This window comes from Nocardia sp. NPDC004415, assembly GCF_053602435.1.
Genome location: NZ_JBSGDP010000071.1, coordinates 1 through 16,841, shown reverse-complemented (window position 1 = coordinate 16,841; position 16,841 = coordinate 1). Strand labels below are relative to the sequence as shown.

Annotated in this window: 14 protein-coding genes and 1 pseudogene; 7 read left to right on the top strand and 8 right to left on the bottom strand. The window is 70.6% G+C overall.

What is annotated here, in order from left to right:
- Position 1 precedes the first annotated feature (1 nt).
- Positions 2-1,993, bottom strand: a complete 1,992-nt coding sequence (gene ligA / locus ACWEMY_RS25475) for an NAD-dependent DNA ligase LigA (protein ID WP_452392041.1) — start codon at positions 1,991-1,993, stop codon at positions 2-4.
- A gap of 117 nt (positions 1,994-2,110) precedes the next feature.
- On the opposite strand from ligA, the gene ACWEMY_RS25470 reads away from it, so the two are divergent.
- Complete coding sequence (locus ACWEMY_RS25470) at positions 2,111-2,488, top strand: DoxX family protein (protein ID WP_452392040.1); 378 nt, start codon at positions 2,111-2,113, stop codon at positions 2,486-2,488.
- 144 nt (positions 2,489-2,632) lie between these two features.
- On the opposite strand, the gene ACWEMY_RS25465 is transcribed toward ACWEMY_RS25470, so the two are convergent.
- Both ACWEMY_RS25465 and ACWEMY_RS25460 read right to left on the bottom strand, forming a co-directional pair.
- Positions 2,633-2,923 carry a hypothetical protein gene (locus ACWEMY_RS25465; RefSeq protein ID WP_452392051.1) on the bottom strand — a complete coding sequence of 97 codons (291 nt, stop codon included), beginning with the start codon at positions 2,921-2,923 and terminating at the stop codon, positions 2,633-2,635.
- Between the two features lie 453 nt (positions 2,924-3,376).
- Complete coding sequence (locus ACWEMY_RS25460; protein ID WP_452392039.1) at positions 3,377-4,864, bottom strand: FAD-dependent oxidoreductase; 1,488 nt, start codon at positions 4,862-4,864, stop codon at positions 3,377-3,379.
- Positions 4,865-5,038: 174 nt separating this feature from the next.
- Between ACWEMY_RS25460 and ACWEMY_RS25455 the strand changes: the two genes are divergently transcribed.
- Complete coding sequence (locus ACWEMY_RS25455) at positions 5,039-6,196, top strand: DUF3089 domain-containing protein (protein WP_452392038.1); 1,158 nt, start codon at positions 5,039-5,041, stop codon at positions 6,194-6,196.
- 149 nt (positions 6,197-6,345) lie between these two features.
- Entirely contained in the window at positions 6,346-7,335 is a 990-nt protein-coding gene (locus tag ACWEMY_RS25450; RefSeq protein ID WP_452392037.1) for an alpha/beta hydrolase fold domain-containing protein, read from the top strand.
- Positions 7,336-7,342: 7 nt separating this feature from the next.
- Here the strand turns inward: ACWEMY_RS25450 and ACWEMY_RS25445 are convergent, their stop codons facing one another.
- Positions 7,343-8,725: a DUF1214 domain-containing protein gene (locus ACWEMY_RS25445; protein ID WP_452392036.1), complete on the bottom strand. Its 1,383-nt coding sequence runs from the start codon at positions 8,723-8,725 to the stop codon at positions 7,343-7,345.
- Positions 8,726-8,889: 164 nt separating this feature from the next.
- Here ACWEMY_RS25445 and ACWEMY_RS25440 point away from each other — a divergent pair, with 164 nt between their 5' ends.
- The 4 genes from ACWEMY_RS25440 to ACWEMY_RS25425 all read left to right on the top strand — a co-directional run bounded on the left by ACWEMY_RS25440 (position 8,890) and on the right by ACWEMY_RS25425 (position 12,975).
- A complete protein-coding gene (locus ACWEMY_RS25440; protein ID WP_452392035.1) occupies positions 8,890-9,780 on the top strand; it encodes a helix-turn-helix domain-containing protein in 891 nt (296 codons plus the stop codon).
- Positions 9,781-9,799: 19 nt separating this feature from the next.
- On the top strand, positions 9,800-10,183 hold the full coding sequence (locus ACWEMY_RS25435; protein ID WP_452392034.1) for a limonene-1,2-epoxide hydrolase family protein: 384 nt from the start codon (positions 9,800-9,802) through the stop codon (positions 10,181-10,183).
- Positions 10,184-10,303: 120 nt separating this feature from the next.
- On the top strand, positions 10,304-11,170 hold the full coding sequence (locus ACWEMY_RS25430; RefSeq protein ID WP_452392033.1) for an alpha/beta fold hydrolase: 867 nt from the start codon (positions 10,304-10,306) through the stop codon (positions 11,168-11,170).
- A 134-nt stretch (positions 11,171-11,304) separates the two neighbouring features.
- Entirely contained in the window at positions 11,305-12,975 is a 1,671-nt protein-coding gene (locus tag ACWEMY_RS25425; RefSeq protein WP_452392032.1) for an FAD-binding dehydrogenase, read from the top strand.
- Here the strand turns inward: ACWEMY_RS25425 and ACWEMY_RS25420 are convergent.
- The 4 genes and pseudogenes from ACWEMY_RS25420 to ACWEMY_RS25405 all read right to left on the bottom strand — a co-directional run.
- The gene (locus ACWEMY_RS25420; protein WP_452392031.1) at positions 12,891-13,598 is read right to left on the bottom strand and encodes a TetR/AcrR family transcriptional regulator; all 708 of its coding nucleotides are present in this window, start codon (positions 13,596-13,598) and stop codon (positions 12,891-12,893) included. The two genes, ACWEMY_RS25425 and ACWEMY_RS25420, sit on opposite strands and share 85 nt — an antisense overlap.
- Positions 13,599-13,654: 56 nt before the next feature.
- Complete coding sequence (locus tag ACWEMY_RS25415; protein ID WP_452392030.1) at positions 13,655-15,454, bottom strand: acyl-CoA dehydrogenase; 1,800 nt, start codon at positions 15,452-15,454, stop codon at positions 13,655-13,657.
- A gap of 105 nt (positions 15,455-15,559) precedes the next feature.
- A complete protein-coding gene (locus ACWEMY_RS25410; RefSeq protein ID WP_452392029.1) occupies positions 15,560-16,483 on the bottom strand; it encodes a methylenetetrahydrofolate reductase in 924 nt (307 codons plus the stop codon).
- 106 nt (positions 16,484-16,589) lie between these two features.
- A pseudogene (locus ACWEMY_RS25405) lies at positions 16,590-16,841 on the bottom strand (serine hydroxymethyltransferase); the annotation flags it as partial.

The window sequence follows — 16,841 nt, the reverse complement described above, 5'->3', positions numbered from 1 at the left end:
GCTAGGTGACCTTGGCGGTGATCAGCAGCTCCCAGATCTCGGCCTGGTCGACCACCTCCACGCCGAGCTTCTCCGCCTTGGCCAGCTTGCTGTCGCCGACCCCGGCGCCGGTGATGAGCAGGTCGGTATTGGCCGAGACCGAGGACGCGGTGGTCGCGCCCGCCTGCTCACACAGCCGCTGGAAGGTGGGGCGGGCAACCTTCTCACCGGAGCGGGGATCGCTGATCGCGCCGGTGACCACGACGGTCTTGCCCGCCAGCGGCGCGCCCGCCGCGACGACCGGCGGCAGGTCCTCGGCGCGGACATCCAGGTTCACCCCCGCCGCGCGCAACCGCTCGAGTTCCGGGCGGAGCCTGGTCAGGTGGGTGACCAGCGAGGCCGCCACCTTCGGGCCGATGTCCTCCACCGCGACCAGGCGTTCCTCGCCCGCGTCGGCGACCTCTTCGAGCGAGCCGAACCCCGCCCTGGCCAGGCGGGCGGCGGTGCCGTCGGAGGCCATCGGGATGGCCAGGCCGATGAGCGCGCGCCGCAGGCCGACCTCGCGGCTGGCATCGATGGAGTCGATCATGCGACCGGCCGACACCTCACCGATGCGGTCGAATTCGAGCAGCCGCTCCTTGGTCAGGGTGTAGAAGTCCGACGGGTGCTCCAGGATGCCCGCCTCGGCCAGCCGTTCGATCCAGACCCCGCCGATCGCGTCGATGTCGGCGGCGGCCCGCGACGCCCAGTGGACGAGCCTGCGCACGGTCTGCGCGGGACAGGAGACGTTGGTGCAGAACAGCTCCCGGCTGTTGCCCTGCTCGCTCACCGGCTGCCCGCACGAGGGACAGTGGGTCGGTGCGACGATCTCCTGTTCGTCGCCGGTGCGCGCGGCGGCGTCGAGAACACCGGCCACGAACGGGATCACATCACCGGCGCGGCGCACCAGCACGGTGTCACCGATCTTGATGTCGCGGGCGCGGATCACCTCCTGATTGGCCAGGGTCGCCTTGGTGACGGTGGTTCCGCCGACGAAGACCGGCTCCAGCCACGCCACCGGGACGATCTTGCCGGTCTTGCCGACATCCCAGACCACGTCGGCGAGCAGTGTGGTCTTCTCCTCGGCGGCGAACTTGAACGCCAGCGCGCCGCGCGGCGAATTCGAGCGGGTGCCCGCGGCGGCGTAGGCGATGCGGTCGGCCAGGCGCAGGACGGCGCCGTCGAGGTCGTAGTCCAGGTCGTTGCGGGTCTGCTCGATCGCGGTGATGGCCGCCTGTGCCTGCTCGGCGTCGGCGCACACCCGCATCCGCGCGCCTTCGACACCCAGGGCGCGCAGGCCCTCGCCCAGATCGACTGTGCCGGTGTCGGCGGGCATGTCCAGATCGAAGCCGAAGAATTGCAGGCGGCGTTCGGCGACCGTCGCCGGGTCCTTCGCGCGCAGCGTGCCCGCCGCCGCGTTGCGGGGGTTGATCAGCGGCTTGTCGGGGTGGGCGGTGTTGTAGGCGAGGAAGGTCGAGCGCAGCATCACCGCTTCGCCGCGCACCTCCACCCGGCCACCGACCTCGATCCGCTCGGGGACGCCGTCGACCAGGGCCCGGACCAGCGGGGTCACATCGTCACCGGTGGTGCCGTCGCCGCGGGTCACCGCGCGCACCAGGCGCCCGTCCTCGAAGACCACCGACAGCGACAGCCCGTCGAGCTTCGGCATCACCACCACCGGCTGGCCGGGGAACCGGTCGAAGAACGCCGCCACCTGCTCGGGGGTGGTCGACTTCTCCAGCGAGAGCATGGGGCGCGCGTGCCGGACCGGCGCGTGCAGTACCGTCGGCGCGCCGACCTGCTCGAGCGGGTTCGGATCGGGCGCGAGTTCGGGATTCGCCTCGATCAATCCCCGCAGCTCGTCCTCGATCGCGTCGTACTCCGCGTCGGCCACGACCGGCGCACCGTCGTAGTAGGCGCCGCGCATTGCCACGATCCGCCCGGCGAGTTCCTGGATCCGTTCCCCTGTGTCCACGCCCGGGGACGTTACCGGTACCCACCGACACTCCCGCGGACCCGCTCCGGCAGCTACCCGCGGGCCGTAAAATCGACAGTGGACGCACCATTCCGCTCCCCCGAAGGAGTGTTCGACATGTCTGTGCTGCTGTGGATCATGGCCGGTCTGCTCGCCGCGGTGTTCCTGCCCGCGGGGGTGATGAAACTGGTCACGCCGTACGAGAAACTGGCCGCCGACCCACGGATGGGCTGGGCTCAGGACTTCTCGCCGGGAATGGTCAAGACGATCGGCGCGCTCGAGGTGGCGGGTGCGGTGGGTGTGATCCTGCCGGGCCTGTTCGGCATCGCCCCGGTCCTCGTCCCCCTCGCCGCGGTCGGGCTCGGCCTGGTCGCGATCGGCGCGATCATCACCCACCTGCGCCGCGGCGAAATCCCCAACACGTTCCCGCTGGTCGTCTTCGTCGTCATGGCGGCGATCGTCGCCTGGGGCCGATTCGGCCCCTACGCCTTCTGATCCAGGGTTCGCGCGTTCACCGGCTGCTCTCGCGGTCCTCCAGACCGATGGCGTCCGCGAGTTCTGTGCGCTCGTGTTTCAGGCCGGGGTAATCGGTGGCGAGCTCGGGCGTCGAGCCACGCTGTCGACCAGCGGCCCGGGCGGTCAGGGGTTGGTCGGGGGCTGGGGGGTGGTGTTGCCGAGGTCGCCGACCAGGCGGCGGCCGAGTAGGACCTTGCCCTGTTCGGCGCCCTTGTGGCTCTCGTGTTCGGCTCGGCGGAAGAAGTCCGCGAGTTCGCTGTCGCCGGCGCGGTCGGCGTCCTGGGCGTACTCCCGCATGCGCAGTACGTTGCTCAGGCAGTTCTCCACGAACCAGATGAGGTTGTATTCCTTGTCCTTCGTCCCGGTCCGCGTACCGGCTTCCTCGGTGTCGTCCTCGCCGAGTGCGGCCGACAGTTCGCCGCGCAGCCGCTCGACGGCGGCCTCGTCGCCGGTGTCGGCGGCGGTGGTGATGTCCTGCCGCAGCTGGGCGATGATGTCGCGCGTAACCATGAATTCCTCCTCCACCGTCTCGGGGCGCCGGGTGGCGCCCACATCGTCGCGGTACCTCGCAGGGGGCATCCGAAACACCGCGGCGGTCTGCTCGGTGTGCCGCAGAGCCTCGGCGACCGCGGCCAGCCGCCACTGTGCCTGCGGCGACAACCCGGCCGCGCAGGTGCAGAGTTTGCGCAGTCCGGGGTCTTCCAGGTGCACGATCACCTCGTGGTCGTGCACGACGGTCGCCGCCCCGGCTTCGCCGAACTCCGCCGGTGGGCCGAACGTGGCCGGAAACTGCATGCTGCCTCCTCGGTGTCCCCCGAACGCCGACTTCCCCACTCGGGCAAGATCAAACAGAGGCCGGTCAGGTGCCTAGTCGTCACGGCGCGGCAGGGGCGCCGTCGCCGGGCCTTCCAGAACCGTGCCGTCGGGGGCGAAGCGCGAACCGTGCAGCGGGCAGTCCCAGGTCTTCTCGGCATCGTTCCAGTTCACGATGCCCCGCAGGTGGGTGCACACGGCCGAGACCGACTCGCTCACCCCGTCGACGGTGCACCGGGCGACCGGGTGCAGACCGTGACGTTCCACCCGGCCCTCGCCTTCGCGCGGCGGGAAGCCGTCGCTGGGACCGAACGCACCGAGCCATCCGCTCGACAGGTGCCGCGCCACCACGGCATTGGCCTGCGCCCCCGCCAGCAGGGTGCGCACCGCACCGGTCCGCCAGGTCTCGTAGACCGCGGCCCACTCCGGTGCCGTGCCGCCGATCCGGCCCGCCAGCACGAGCGCGGCCGCGACGCCGTTGGTCATCCCCCACTTCGCGAAACCGGTCGCGCACTGCACGTTCTGCGCACCGGGCTGCACCGGACCGACGTAGGGCAGCTCACCGATCGGGTGATAGTCCTGGGCCGACCAGCGCGCGAGCGGACGCGCCTCGGGGAACCATCTGCTGGTCCAGTTGATCAGCTCGGCCACGTGCACCGCCGCCGAACCCGCCCGCCCGACCTCGTGGCCGCTCCCGCCCGCCAGCAATACCGTGCTCGTCTCGCCGGGCGCCCAACGCAGCGACCGGGTAGGGATTCCGGCGCTGAGGAACATCTCCTCCGGGACCGGACCCGCGGTCTCGAAGGCCGCCAGATAGGACCGCTGCGCGATCAGCCGCGCGGCCAGCCCCCGGCGGTCGAAGATCGGTGACCCGGTGGCCACGATCGCCCGCGCGGCCGACACGTCACCCTGATCGGTGCCGATCACGACGCGGTCGCCATGGCGGCGCAGATGCCGGGCGCGGGTCGATTCGAAGATCGGCACGCCGTGGGCCTCCACCTCGGCCGCCAGTGCGGCGAGCACGGCGACCGGATCGACCTGGGCCTGTTCCCGCAGGCGCACGCCCCCGAACGCGGGGAACGGCACCTCGAGATCGTCGACGAACTGCGTCGGCAGGCCGGCCGCGCGCGTGGCCTCGTACTCGGCACGGACCGCCGCGACTTCGGTCGCGTCCTGCGCGTAGGTGATCGCGGGCACACGCTGGGTGGGGATCTCGTGCGCGTCGCAGAAGTCGAGCAGCCAGTCGAACCCGGCGCGGTTGGCGTCGACGTAGCGCGCCAGCACCCGGATGCCGTGCCGGTTCGCGATCGCCTGCGCGCGGGTGCCCTGCAGCATCGTGATCTTCGCGCTCGACGCTCCCGTGGTCACCGCCCCGACCCGCCGCGCCTCGAGCACCGCCACCTCCCGCCCCTGCTCGGCGAGCAGCAGCGCGGTCGTCAGCCCGGCGATCCCGGCGCCGATCACCACGGTGTCGACGGCGATGTCGCCGGTCAGCGGCAAGCGGCTGGGCAGCTCGGCGCCGGTGAACCAGTAGGAGGTCATGCCGGTCGCATACCCAGCCACGGCCACGCAAACGGCGCGGTGCGATGCATGTCGGCAGGCACCTGCGCAAGCCGCCGAGGCACCGGAACGGATCTCGGCAATAGCCCACGCGCCCGGCGATCATCTGGCTACTGTCGGTCTCGTTTCGCGGCGAGGAACGAAGGAGCGCATGTGATGACCCGGTCGACGTGGAGAGCTGCTCTCGGTACGACGGTGGCGGCGATCGCCCTGTCCGTCGCCACCGTCGTGCTGCCCTCGACCGCGCAGGCACAGCCGGCCGGGATCACCACCTGGTTGTGCCACCCGGCGATGACGAGCGACCCCTGCGACCTGCCCTCCGACACCACCGACCTCGGCACCGGCGTCGTCACGCCCGCCGCACCGCGGGCCGCGGACGACGCACCCGTCGACTGCTTCTACCTCTATCCGACCGTCAGCAATCAGGTGGCGCTCAACCAGGACCCCGTCGCCCAACCCGAGGTGCAGTCGATCGCCAGCTACCAGGCGGCCCGTTTCAGCGGGACCTGCCGGGTGTTCGCGCCGATCTACCGCCAGGTCACCCTGCCCGCGATCGGGCTGGAACTGGCGGGCGCCGATCTGACCGTGCCGGGGTATCAGGACATCGAGAACGCCTGGAACGAGTACCTGGCCAACGACAATCACGGCCGCGGCGTGATCATCGTCAGCCACTCCCAGGGAACGCTGATGGCGCGCAGGCTGATCCGGGAACACATCGAGCCGGACCCGGGACTGCGCTCGCGACTGGTCGGCGCCTTCCTGATGGGCGGCAATGTCACCACCGCCGTGGGCAGCACCACCGGGGGTGATTTCCGGTCGATCCCCGTGTGTACGCGGCAGGGCGAGTACGGCTGTGTCGTCGCGTACTCGCTCGCGCAGAACGAGCCGCTGTTCTCGCTGTTCGGCACCGCCGACCTGGGCCTGCTCTCGGCGCGGTGGGGACTGCCGTTCGGCCCCGGCTATCAGGTGGCCTGCACCGATCCGGCCGTACTCAGCGGAGACGGCTCGCCGCAACCGGTGACCGTGCCATCCGAGCCGTACGCCTTCGGCATCATCTCGATCCTGCTCGGTTACACCAGCCTGCCCGGCGCCGTCCCGCGGTCCGACTCGACCTGGACATCCTCCGCGTCCCGCGCGACCGGCCGCTGCACCCAGAACAACGGCTACAACTTCTACACGATCCAGATCACCGGCCCGGACCACCTCAACGAGATCCCGCTGTTCGAGTCCCATCTCATCGATATCAACTACGGCTACGACCGGCTCGTCTCGATCGCCGGGCAGCAGAGCCGTTCCTGGCTCGCCGAGCACTGACACCGCCGGATTTCGTTCGTCTCCGGTGACGAATCGGGGGCTCGTCAATCCACGGATCGTGCAGTGACAGGGCGGCGCGCCGAACTCCACACTGAGATATCCCGGCCTGCCGGGTGTTGCTGACATCGTCGTCACAGCGAGGAGTTCCCATGTCGATCGAACAGCGGCCCGGCCCGGCGCGGGCACCATTGACCCGGCGCGAGTTTCCCGGCGACAGCAGGCAGGCGCGGTGGGTGGACCGCGCGTTGCGGTTGTCGGTGCGCAAGGTCATCGACCGGTGGGCCCGCAACCCCGAGGGCCGGTGGGCCTACCGGTCGGTGGACTGGGTCGGTCGTCCGTTGATCGCCAAGCCGGTGCGCCGCACGCGGATCCAGCTGCCGCGCAGCCGCGCGATGCTGCTCGATCCGCCGGTGCGCGAGGGCGGGCGGTTCGTCCTCTATCTGCACGGCGGCGGGTTCATCGTCGGCGGCAGGCACCTGCACCGGCAGATGACCGCCCGTTTCGCCACCGAGTTGCGCACCCAGCTGCTCGCCGTGGACTACCGGAAACTGCCCGCCCACACGCTCGCCGACGCGCTGGCGGACTGTGTCGACGGCTACGAGCGGGCGCTGGCCTGGGGCGTCGCGCCCGAGAACATCACCGTCATGGGCGATTCGGCCGGTGCGACCCTCACCCTGCTGACCGCGGTCGAGATCCGCAGGCGCGGCCTGCCGCTGCCCGCGGCGCTGGTGGCGATGTCGCCGCTCACCGACTTCGACATCACCGCCAAACTGGCCGCGCCCTCCGCGGCCATGGACGCCCTGTTCTCTCCGGCGGCCTTCCCCGTCCTCGCCGAATTCGCCCTGCGCGGTGGGCATCTCGACGGTGTCACCGCACCTGCCCATACGGATCTGACGGGCCTGCCGCCGACTTTGATCCAGGTCAGCTCCACCGAATTCCTCTACCCCGACGGGGTTCTGGTCGCTGAGCGCCTGCACGAGCACGGGGTGGCCTGCGATCTCCAGATCTGGCACAACCAGGTCCACATCTTCCAGGCCGCGGCCTCCATCGCGCCCGAGGCGGCCGCCGCGGTCGGGGAGATCGGGGCCTTCGTCGACCGGATCCTGGGCGCCGGGCAGGTACTGGACCAGGCGAGCTGAGCCGCGCTCAGTGGCGCCGGAAGTCCGGGAGCTGCCAGGTGCCGTCGAAGGCCGGGCCTTCGGGACCGTAGATGCGGAAATATGCGAACCAGCCCGCGCCGGGGACGGTTTGGACCCAGCGGTCGGTGGGGGTGTTCGGCGGCGGGGTGGGGCCGAAGTAGACGGTGAGCGGCGCCTCGGGGTCGACGTCGGCGAGTTCGAACATCGAGCGCAGGGCCGCGCGGTTCTGCGGGGCCTGGATCTCGCTGCGGGTGCGGGCGTCGTAGACGGTGACCGACCAGAACAGCTTCGCCGGGACCGGCTGGGGCACGGTCAAGCTGTAGTAGCCGCCGCCGTCGAGGTAGTCACCGTGCACGTCGCGCAGGCCGAGCCAGTAGAGCGAGCCCGCGCCGGAGTGCCGGGCGAACATCGCCGGCGACTCGATCTGGGCCTGGTAGAACCACTTCTCCCTGGCGTAGAGGTCGACGTAGTCGCCGGTGTCGAAGGTGCCGTTCTCCGGGCGCAGGACGGCCCACTCCCACCGGCTGTCCGGCCAGACCACCCGGTCGGGCCGACGATCGGCGAAGGACTGCACGCACAGGTGCAGATGACCGCGCCGCGCGGCGTCGGTGAGGATGGCGGCCTGGCGCCGGTCCGGGGCGAACGGGGCGTCGCGGGTGATGCCGAGTGCGGCGAGTTCGCCGTATTGGTAGCGGTAGTCGGGGTTCGGCGGTTCGGTCTGCAGGATCTCGTGCAGGACCTGCCAGTAGTCGAGCCCGGTTTCCCAGTACACCGGCGAGAGGTCGAGGCCCTGCTGTGTCGAGATATCCACCCAGTCCAGCGGATTCGAGTCGGGGTCGGCGCCGAGCGGATACACCCGCACCTGCTTCATCCGCTCGATCGCGCCCTCGACATCGGAGCCCTCGGGCAGTGCGCGGACCAGTACCAGGACGCGGTTCGTCGTCGCCGAACCCGCGTAGTAACCCTCCGGGACCGGGCCGTCGTAGCTGGGCGGCACCAGGACGTGCTTGCCGCCCGCCGCGCCCGCGGGGCCGGGCAGGCCCAGGTCGAGCACCCACAGCTGGTTGAGGTCGTTGGCGGTGCCCATCAGCGGTCCGGCGGGGATGTCGACGACCATCGGCCCGTCGGACAGGTCGATGGTGAGCCCGGAGTACGGGGTGTCGGAATTCGCGGTGAACACGTACTGGTCGGGCGTTCCGACCAGCAGGGCCATCACCCGGTTCGGCACCGCGCCCGCGTCCAGATTGCCCCGCCAGGTCGCCTCGAACGACACCGTCGGATAGAAGAACCGGTACATCGCCAGCGCCCGGTTGTAGTCGAGCTCGTCGTAGGCCCTGGCGATGTCACCTCGTGTCGGGTACCCGTTCCAGTACCCCGGGCCCTGCGTCATCACGACCACCCTTCCGCCTGCGGATGCGTCTGCCTTCCGTGACGGTAAGGGCGTGACCGGCGCCGCCGCCTCACCCGGTTCGGATGAGATCCCCCGGTCGACAGTGCGACTATTCGTCACCGGCGATGCATATAGTGGCGTGAGTGCTGACTGCAGGAGGTGCGGTGCCGTCCGACGATACGGAGTCCGGAGAACTGTCGCCGCCGACCCAGCGGGTGGTGTCGGTGCTGGAATTGCTGGCCGCCGCCCCGCATCCGCAGACCTCCGCGCAGATCGCCGACAGCCTCGCGCTGAGCCGCTCGACGGTCGGCAATGTGCTCTCCGCGCTGCGCGCCCGCGCCTGGGTGAACCGCCGCACCGATCTGACCTACGAGATCGGACCGGGACTGCTGCGGGTCGCCGACCGGCAGCAGAGCAAGCTCGCGGGCGGCGATCCGCTGCGCACCGCCCTGCACGCGCTGGCGAACGAGGTCGGCTGCGGTGTCGCGCTCATCCGGGTCGACCGCGACGAGATCCGGTTCGTCGCCGTGGTCGAGAATCGCGGCCGGATTCCGGCGGGGATCTCGGTGGGCACCCGGTTGCCGCTGATCCCGCCGGGCGCCGCGACGGTGGTCGCGCACTCCCCCGACGCCGTACGGCGGGCCTGGCTGGCCGCGGCGGACCCCGGCGAGCGGGCCCACTACGAGCAGGTGCTCGCCGACGTGCGCACGCTCGGCGCCGCGGTGTGGGGTGTCGACACGAACAGCCTCGCGACCCTGGACGTCCTGGCCGACGTGGTCGAGCACCTGGCCGACGACACCGCGAGCAGCGCACTGCGCGAACGGATCCTCGCTCTGCTCGGCGGTATCAGCGGGAACGCCTACAGCGCCGGGGAACTCGCGAGCGAGGCCGCGCTGCCGATCAGCTACCTGTCGGCACCCGTGCTGGACACCATCGGCGACCCCGTGGCCGAACTGCTCATCGGCCCGCTGCGCACGGCGGTGCCGAAACCCGAGCGCGACCACTACCTCGCCGCCCTCACCGCCACCGCACGCACCCTGCACCACCACCTGTGACCGCCGACCGAAGGAACCCATGTCCCCCAGCACCGATCCCGCCGCGCTCGTCACCGAATTCTGTGCCCGCTGGGCCACGGCAGGCGCCGAAGAACTCGCCGAATACTTCACCGAAGACGCCGTGTATCACAACATGCCGATGCAGCCCATTTCCGGCAAGGCCGCGATCACCGAATTCCTGCACGGTTTCCTCGACACCTTCGGCGGCATCGAATTCACCATTCATCGCCAATTCGCCGCGGGTACGACGGTGTTCAACGAGCGCACCGACCGGTTCAGCCTCAACGGCACCGTCATCGATCTGCCGGTCGCCGGTGTCTTCGAGATCGAGGACGGACGAATCCGCGCCTGGCGCGACTATTTCGACATGACCGTCGTCACCACCGCCACCCAGAATTCATGATCTGACACCAATCGAGGCACCGAGATTCTGCGATCGGTGCAATGACTCCCCCGCCGTCGCCGTTCGATACTGACCCGGTCGGAATCGCGGCGCGGGCCGCCGGTGGAGAGGTGTCGGTACATGCGCTCGTCCGTGGACCCCGCGATCCGGACAGGGCGCGGCGAACCGGTGGTGCTGCTGCACGATCTCGGTCTCACCTGGCATTCGTGGGGGCGATGCGTGGAGCTGCTGGCCCGCACCTACGACGTGTTCGCGCCCACCCTTCCCGGACACTGGGCCGGGCCCGAACTTCGCGGCCCGGCGACCCCGTCGACCATGACCGACGCCGTCGAACGTGTCCTCGACGCGGCCGGCCTGGATCGGGTTCACCTGGTGGGCAATGGTTTCGGCGCGTGGATCGCGAACGAACTGGCCCGGCGCGGGCGGGCCGGTTCGATGACCGCGATCGCCCCGCTGGGTCTGTGGCACGGCGATGCGGCTTCCGCCGACGCCGTCCGCACCGAGCTCCTGCGCCGCGCGGCGGTGACCCCGCTGCTGCGCCTGATCGACAATCCGGTGGCCGGACCGATGACCCGACGGGCGGCGCTGCGCACACTCACCGGCCGCTCGGCCCCGGCCATGCTCGATCTGTGCGAGCACACCCGGCGACGCGCGATACTCAGCACGGAGGCACCGCTGCACTGCACGGTGCGCAACGCGCTGGTCGACTCGCCGGAGTTCGCCCCCGGCTGGCGTCCGGAGATCGAGAAGTCACCGGCGATCACCGTGATCACCGGCGGCCGCGACCGGCTGCTGCACCGGCTGGCCGCGTCGCTGGTCACCGATCCGCGAGTACGCATCCGGCACGTCCCCGAGCACGGGCACGTGCCGATGCTCGACGATCCGGACCTGATCACCGTCTTCCTCCGTGAGGCCATCGGCTCCGCGCCCTGGCTGCCGAACGCGTTCGACGACGTGCCGATCAGTCGTCGCCGACGCGCACGGTGACCGGCTGAGGTGCCGCGAGCGCCTGCCCTGCCGCGACCGATCCTGTTACGATTCGCATCCATATCCGATGCAATAATGTATCCGATACAGTGAGGTGGCCCGGTGCTGCCGGGTGAGGGAACGGAGGTCGGCGGATGGAAGCCGATGTCATCGTGGTCGGCGCGGGGCTCGCCGGGCTGGTCGCTACCCATGAACTGACCTGTCAGGGCAAGCGGGTGCTGGTGGTGGATCAGGAGAACGCCGCGAATCTGGGCGGTCAGGCGTTCTGGTCCTTCGGTGGGATCTTCCTGGTCGACAGTCCCGAGCAGCGACGCCTCGGCGTGCGGGATTCGCTCGACCTGGCCTGGAGCGACTGGTCGGGCAGCGCGGCCTTCGACCGGCTCGACGACGAGGACCGCTGGGCGCAGCGGTGGGCGCGCGCCTACGTCGAGTTCGCCGCGGGCGAGAAGCGCCGCTATCTCACCGATCTCGGCATCAGCTTCCTGCCCTCGGTCGGCTGGGCCGAACGCGGCGACCTGCGCGCCGACGGCCACGGCAACTCCGTGCCCCGCTTCCACATCGCCTGGGGCACCGGCACCGGCGTCGTCGGCCCGTTCACCGAGTCCGCGCTGCGCGCCGCCGACACCGGCCTGGTGCGTTTCCGCCACCGGCACCGGGTGGACGAGCTGGTGTTCACCGACGGCGCCGTCACGGGAGTGCGCGGGGCCGTGCTGGCCGAGGACGACGCCGAACGCGGCGCGCCGTCGACCCGCGAGGTCGTCGGCGAGTTCGAGTTCACCGCCGCCGCGGTCGTGCTGGCCACCGGCGGCATCGGCGGCGATCACGACATCGTGCGCCGGTACTGGCCCGCGCGCATGGGCACCCCGCCCGCGCGGATGATCACCGGCGTCCCCGCCTATGTCGACGGCCGCATGCTCGACATCGCCGCGGAAGCGGGCGTGCGCCTGGTCAACCGCGACCGGATGTGGCACTACACCGAGGGCATCCAGAACTGGAACCCGATCTGGCCCGAGCACGCCATCCGCATCCTGCCCGGCCCGTCCTCGATGTGGTTCGACGCCCTGGGCCGGCGCCTGCCCGCCCCCTACCTGCCCGGCTACGACACCCTCGGCACCCTGCGCTATCTGCGGACCACCCCGGAGATCGCGCCGTACGACCACTCCTGGTTCGTCACCACCCAGCGCATCATCGCCAAGGAATTCGCCCTCTCCGGCTCCGAGCAGAATCCCGACATCACCCGCCGCGACCGCAAAGCCCTCGTCCGGGAACGGGTTTTCGGCAAGGGCGCTCCGGCCCCGGTCGAGGCGTTCAAGAACAACGGCGCGGACTTCGTCGTGGCCGACACCCTCGACGAGCTGGTGACGAAGATGAACGGCCTCACCGACGAGCCCCTGCTTAGCCCGGCGGTCCTGCGCGACCAGATTCTCGCGCGTGACCTGCAGGTGGACAACGCCTTCACCAAGGACGCCCAGATCCAGGGCATCCACAATGCCCGCCGCTATCTCGGCGACCGGCTCATGCGCGCCACCGCACCCCACCGCCTGCTCGACCCCGCGGCGGGCCCGCTGATCGGGATCAAGCTCCACGTGCTGACGCGAAAGACCCTCGGCGGCATCCAGACCGACCTGGCGTCACGGGCGCTGGGCGCCGACGGCTCCCCGATCCCCGGCCTGTACGCCGCGGGCGAGGCGGCGGGCTTCGGCGGCGGCGGCGTGCACGGCTACAACTCGCTGGAGGGCACGTTCCTCGGAGGCTGTATCTTCTCCGGCCGCGCGGCCGGGCGGGCCGCGGCCGCCGAGGTCTGACCCGGCGCGGCCGGATCACCGACGGCCAGCCGGGTGATCAGCCTGCCCAGCCAGGCCCGCGCCGCCGCCTGATCCCGATCGAGCAGCAATTGCACGGTGACCCCGTCGTAGGCCGCCACCACCGCGTGCGCGGCCTCGGCGATCGTGCCCATCGCGGCGGGCAGCGCGAACGCCCCGCCCGCCAGCTTGGCCTCGATGGCGGCGCGCAGGTGGGCGCGGTGGGCGACGAGCCGCTGCGCGAGTTCGGGTTTGCGCGCGGCGTGGGTGAGGAAGTCGGTCTTCACCAGCAGCCAGTCGCGGTCGAGCAGCAGGGTGGCGGTGAGCCGGTCGACGAATCCCGACAGGTCGCCGGGATTCTCGACGTCGGCCAGCGCCCGGCGCACCTGCTCGGTGATCAGTGAGGCGCGCTGGTCGTAGAGGACGAAGAACAGCTCGTCGAGGCTGGCGAACTGCGAGTAGAACGCGCCCCTGGTGTAGCCGGCGGCCGAGCAGACGTCCTCGATCCGCGTGAGACCGAACCCCTTCTCGGCGAACACCCGGAACGCGGCGTCGAGCAGCCGTGCCCGGGTCTCGGCGCGGCGCTTGGTCACCCGGGCGGGCTTGTCCGTGTCGGGCGTGGGCACCGATCCACCCTACCGCGCGGGCACGGACCCGGATTCCCGGTTCCTGCGGCCGGTGGTCAGAACCATTCCGGGCGGCAGTCCCTGGTGGTGGTGTCGAGGCTGTCGAGCAGGTCGAACTGCGGTCCGGTGCGCGGGAGTTCGGCCCGGAAGAAATAGCGGGCGGCCTGGCGCTTGCCCTCGTGGAAGGCGTCGGTGGCCACGCCCAGCGCCAGGAACTGCTCGAGCCAGATCCACGCCAGCACCACGTGGCCGACAGCCTCGAGGTAGAGGGAGGCGTTGGCCAGGGCGACGGTGGGGTCGCCGGTCGACCACAGGGTGGCCGTGGTCGCGGCGACTCGGGCGGTGGCCGCGTCCAGCTGTGCGGCCAGCCGGGCCGCCTCGCCGCCTGCCGCGTTCGCCCGCGCGGTGGTCGCCGTGATGGTCTCCAGCAGCAGGCTCAGCCCGGCGCCGTTGTGCATCACCATCTTCCGGCCGAGCAGGTCCAGTCCCTGGATGCCGTGGGTGCCCTCGTGGATCGGGTTGAGCCGGTTGTCCCGGTAGAACTGTTCGACGTCGTATTCGCGGGTGTAGCCGTAGCCGCCGTGGACCTGGATGGCCAGATCGTTGGCCGCCAGGCACCACTGCGCGGGCCAGCTCTTCGCGATCGGGGTCAGCACGTCGAGCAGCAGCCGGGTGCGGGCGCGGTCGGCCTCGTGCTCGGCGGTGCGTTCCTCGTCCAGCAGCCGGTAGCAGTAGAGGTTGAACGCGAGCGCGCCTTCGACATAACTCTTCTGCGCCAGCAGCATCCGGCGCACATCGGTGTGCTCGATGATCGGCACCTGCGGCGCGGCCGGGTCCTTGACGCCGGGCGCGCGGCCCTGCGGACGGGTGCGCGCGTAGTCCAGCGCGTGCAGATAGCCGGTGTAGCCCAGCGCCGTCGCGCCCTGTCCGACGCCGATGCGGGCCTCGTTCATCATGTGGAACATGTAGGCGAGCCCGTGGTTCGCCTCCCCGACCAGGTAGCCGACCGCGCCCGCCGCACCGCCGGGGGTGTGTTTGCCCTCGCCGAAGTTGAGCAGGGTGTTGGTGGTGCCGCGATAGCCCATCTTGTGGTTGAGGCCGACCAGCACCACGTCGTTGCGGTCGCTCAGCGTGCCGTCGGGTTCCACCAGGAATTTGGGGACGATGAACAGCGAGATGCCCTTGACGCCGGCCGGACCGCCGGGGATCTTGGCCAGCACCAGGTGCACGATGTTGTCCGACAGTTCGTGTTCGCCGCCGGAGATCCACATCTTGGTGCCGGTGAGCCGGTAGGTGCCGTCGTCCTGGGGTACCGCGCGGGTGGTGATGTCGGCCAGCGACGACCCCGCCTGCGGTTCCGACAGACACATGGTGCCGAAGAATCGCCCGTCGACCATCGGCCGCACGAAGGTCTCGATCTGTTCCTCGCTGCCGTGCGCCCGCAGCAGGTTCGCATTGCCGACGGTCAGGAACGGATACGCCGCCGTGCCCACATTGGCGGCCTGGAACCAGGCCGTGCACGCACCGGCGACGACCGCGGGCAACTGCATGCCGCCGATCTCGTAGTCCATCGCGGCCCCGATCAACCCGGCGTCGGTGAAGATCTTCAGCGCCTGCCCCACCTCGGGGATGATGTGCACCCGTTCACCGTCGAAACGCGGTTCCTGGGCGTCGCTCTTCTTGTTGTGGGTGGCGAAATGCCTGGTCGCGATCGCCTCGCTGAGGTCGAGTACCGCGTCGAAGGTGGCGCGATCGTGGTCGGCGAAACGCGGCCTGCTCGTCAGCGCGGTGACGTCGAGCCAGTCGTGGAGCAGGAATTCGAGATCGCGGCGGGACAGCAGCAGGGAGTCGGTCATCGGGTCTCTTCCTCGGTTCGGCGCAGCCGCAGGCAACCGTACCCGCCGCCGGGCCTGCGCGTCCGGGACCGGCTCGCCGCATTGCCGCGGCGAGCCGGCCGGTATTCACCGCACTGCCAGTGGTGCCTCCGTGACGCCGTAGCCCAGGTTGGCCAGCACCTCACCGGTCGCCTTGGCGAAGTTGAGGGTGATGAAGTGCAGGCACGGGGCGCCTTCGCGGATGAGGCGTTCGGCCATCTCCGTGGCCAGGGCGATGCCCTCGGCGCGGACCGCCGCCTGATCCGGTTCCGGGCCACTGCCCGCGGCGCGCCGCAGCCGGTCCATGACCGCGGTGGGCAACGGACGGCCGCTGAGTTCCTCGGCGCGCGCCACCGTGCGCAGCGAGGTGATCGGCATCAGCTCCGGGATGATGGGTTTGGCGCCCTCGACCGGGTCCAGGGCGCCGACCCGGTCCCGCAACCGCAGATAGTGTTCGACGTCGAAGAACATCTGGGTGATCGAATACTCCGCGCCCGCACGCAGTTTCGCCACCAGATGCCTGGTGTCGTGGGCCAGGTCCGGGGAGCGGTGGTGGCCCTGCGGGAACGACGCGACGCCGACGTGGAAATCGCCGAGATCGCGCACGATGCGGACGAGTTCCTCCGCGTAGCCCACGCCGTCGGGGTGTTTGGTCCACGGCCCCAACGGGTCGCCCGGCGGGTCGCCGCGCAGCACCAGCAGATTCCGGATACCGGAATCGGCGTAGGAGCCGACCAGCGAGCGCAGTTCGGCGACGCTGTGGCCGACCGCGGTCAGGTGGGCGACGGGCAGCAGCGTCGTCTCCCTGGCCAGGTCGCCGGTGATGCGCACCGTGCGGTCCTTGGTGGAGCCGCCCGCACCGTAGGTCATCGACACGAAAGCCGGGTGCATACGCTCGAAGTCGCGCACGGTCCGCCACAGGCGTGCCTCGCCCGCGCTGTCGCGGGGCGGGTTGAACTCCACCGAGAACGGCACACCGCGGCCCGCGTGCGTACGCAGGCTCTCGGCCACCGAATGTCCTGCGGCACTGCTGTTTCCACCGCACCCGGGTAGTCCCGAACCGGTCCTTGTCATCGCTGTTCTCCTCGGCCCCGCGTCGTGCTCGGCGCGTGGCCGCTCAGAGCAGGTTCCAGTCTTCGAGGCCCTGGTACAGCGGGACGCTCTGGGCGAGCTTGGAGACGCGGCCACGCAGCGACTCCACATCCGCCGTGCCGGCGAGGGCGGCGGCGATAATGTCGGCGACCTCGGTGAATTCGGTGTCGCCGAAGCCGCGAGTGGCCAGGGCGGCGGTGCCGATGCGCAGGCCGGAGGTGACCATCGGGGGGCGCGGGTCGAAGGGGACCGCGTTGCGGTTGACGGTGATGCCGAC